General features: G+C 75.6%; 1 protein-coding gene. It reads right to left on the bottom strand.

Going from position 1 to position 2671, the window contains the following annotated elements; all coding sequences use genetic code 11:
• A partial coding sequence (locus tag ACTUAL_RS14770; protein ID WP_440900646.1) for a BTAD domain-containing putative transcriptional regulator occupies nt 1-2463 on the bottom strand: 2463 nt, incomplete at its 3' end.
• Nucleotides 2464-2671: the final 208 nt, after the last annotated feature.

The following is a 2671-nucleotide window of genomic DNA, read 5'->3' as shown; positions in this document are numbered from 1 at the left end:
GACGACGTCGCCGACCTCCTCGAACCCGGCCAGCGCCAGCCCGTACAGCGCCAGCGCGCCCGCGTCGTCCCCGGCCTGCCGGGTGAGCAGCCCCAGGTCGCGCCTGCACAGCGCCTGCCCGCGCACGTCGCCCAGCTCGGTGAACGCCGCCAGCGCCTCCACCAGCACCGCCCCGGACTCCTCGGCGCGCCCCCGGTTGATGTGCAGGGTGCCGAGCGAGGCCAGCAGCGCCGCCGTGCCGCGCGCGTTGCCCGCGGCCCTGGTGGCCCGCAGCGCCTCGTCGTGGGTGTGCCGCCAGTCGTCCAGGTGCCCGCGCGCCTCGAACAGCGTCGTCGTGGTCACCGCCAGGTCCCAGCACAGCTCGTCCAGCCCGAGCCGCGCCGCCTGCGCCACGGCCGCCCGCAGGTTCGGCAGCTCGCCCTCCAGCCACTCCAGCGGGCTCTCCAGCAGCCGCTCGGCGTGCACGGGGTGCGGGTGCCAGCGCGGCGCGCTCCCGTGCAGCGCGGTGAAGTCGCCGCCGAACACGCCCCGGTGCGCCTGCTCGGCCAGCGACAGCCAGCCGCCGAGCACCCGCTCCTGCACCTCCCGCTGCTCCCGCTCGTCCACCGACGCCAGCTGCTCGCGGGCGAACAGCCGGATGATGTCGTGGAAGCGGTAGCGGAACTCGCCGGTGCCGTCGACCGAGACCACGTCGAGCATCTGCACGTCCACCAGCGGCTCGATCAGGTCCGAGGCGTACGGCCTGCCGTCGTCCAGCGCCGCGCCCGCCACCCAGCCGGGCAGCGACGGGCCCTCGGCCAGGCTGAGCAGCCCGAACAGCCGCCGCGTCGGCTGGTCCAGCCCGTCGTGGGTCAGCGACAGGCTCGCCCGGATCGTCATCTCGCCGTGCGCCAGCTCGTCGAGGCGGTGCCGCTCGCTGGCCAGCCGGTGCACCATCGACGCCAGCGACCAGTGCGGTCGGGCCGCCAGCCGCGCCGCGACGATCCGCAGCGCCAGCGGCAGCCCGCCGACGGTGCGCACCAGCGCCTCCGCCGCCTCCGGCGCGCCCGCCACCCGCCGCTCGCCCACGACCCGGCCGAGCAGCTCCAGCGACTGCTCCCGGTCCAGCACGTCCAGCTCCAGCTGCCGCGCCCCCGGCAGCCCGGTCAGCCGCGCCCGGCTGGTCACCCCCACCGCGCAGCGCCCGCCGCCGGGCAGCAGCGGCAGCACCTGCCGCTCGCTGACCGCGTTGTCCAGCACCACCAGCACCCGCCGGTCCGCCAGCAGCGTCCGGTACATCTCGGTGCGCGCGGTGTGCTCCACCGGGATCATCGCGCCGGGGATGCCGAGCGCCTGCAGGAACCGGCCGAGCACGTCGGCGGACCCGCCCGCGTCGCCGTAGCCGCCGCGCAGGTCGCAGTACAGCTGCCCGTCGGGGAAGTGCTCCTCGGCGACCCGGTGCCCCAGGTGCGCGGCCAGCGTCGACTTGCCCACGCCCGGCCGGCCGATGACCACCACGACGCCGACCGCGCGCCGCCCCGCGCCCCCGGTGAGCACCTCCTCGGCGGCGGTGATCAGCTCCTCGCCGCCGATGAAGTCGGCGGTGTCGGCGGGCAGCTGCCTGGGCACCGCCGCGCGCGCGGCGTCGGCGGGCTCAGCGGGTCTTCGCTCGCGCGCAGGCTCGGGGCCGCGCAGCAGTGAGGCGTCCCCGGCGTGGATCGCCCGCTCCAGCTCCCGCAGCTCCTCGCCGGGCTCCAGGCCCAGCTCCTCCACCAGCAGGTCGCGGCCCTCCCGGTACACCTCCAGCGCCTCGGCCTTGCGGCCCGACCGGTACAGCGCCAGCATCAGCAGCGCCCTCGGCCGCTCCCGCAGCGGGTGCTCGCGCACCAGCCTGCCGATCTCGCCGACCAGCTCGTGGTGCAGCCCCAGCTCCAGGTCGATCCCCAGGCAGGTCTCCACCGCGTTGAGCCGGTCCTCCTCCAGGCGCAGCGCCCTGGTGCGCAGCGGCGCGCTCGCCAGCCCGCTCAGGCACTCCCCGCGCCACAGCCCCACCGAGGCCCGCAGCAGCTCGGACGCCTCGGACAGCTCGCCGCGCCTGGCCGCCGCGCGCCCCTCGGTGACGCCCCTGGTGAACTCGTGCACGTCCAGCGAGGCGTCCGGCAGGCGCAGCTGGTAGCCCGGCGGGCGGGTCACGATGGAGACCTCCACGCCCGCGTCGGCCAGCGTCTTGCGCAGCCGCGACACGCAGATCTGCACCTGGGTGCGCGCGGTGTCCGGCGGGTTGACCTCCCACAGCGCGTCCACCAGGTGGTCCGTGCTGACCACCTTGTTCGCCTCCAGCAGCAGGCAGGCCAGGATGACCTGCTGCCGCCCCGGCGGGATGCGCACGGGCCCCCCGGCGCCGGTGACCTCGATCGGTCCCAGCACCCGGAACGCCAGGCGCCCGCCCCGTTCCACCACCTCGTCCACGAGACCTCCGCTCACCCGCCCGGCGTGGGACCCGGAGTCGGACACAACAGGACGAACGTACCGTTGGGAAAGCATTGTGTATGTCCGCCCGATGTCCTAAACCGAGCCCTCCTCGGGTCATTGGGAAACACTATGGAGCGCCGGGATGCCGCCGTGATAGCCGGGGGAGAGGCGCGGGTTGCCCGTGATGCGGCAAATCAGTTCCACGAGCAGCGCCCGCGCC

This window comes from Actinosynnema sp., assembly GCF_052038725.1.
This window is presented reverse-complemented; position numbering and strand designations above follow the sequence as displayed.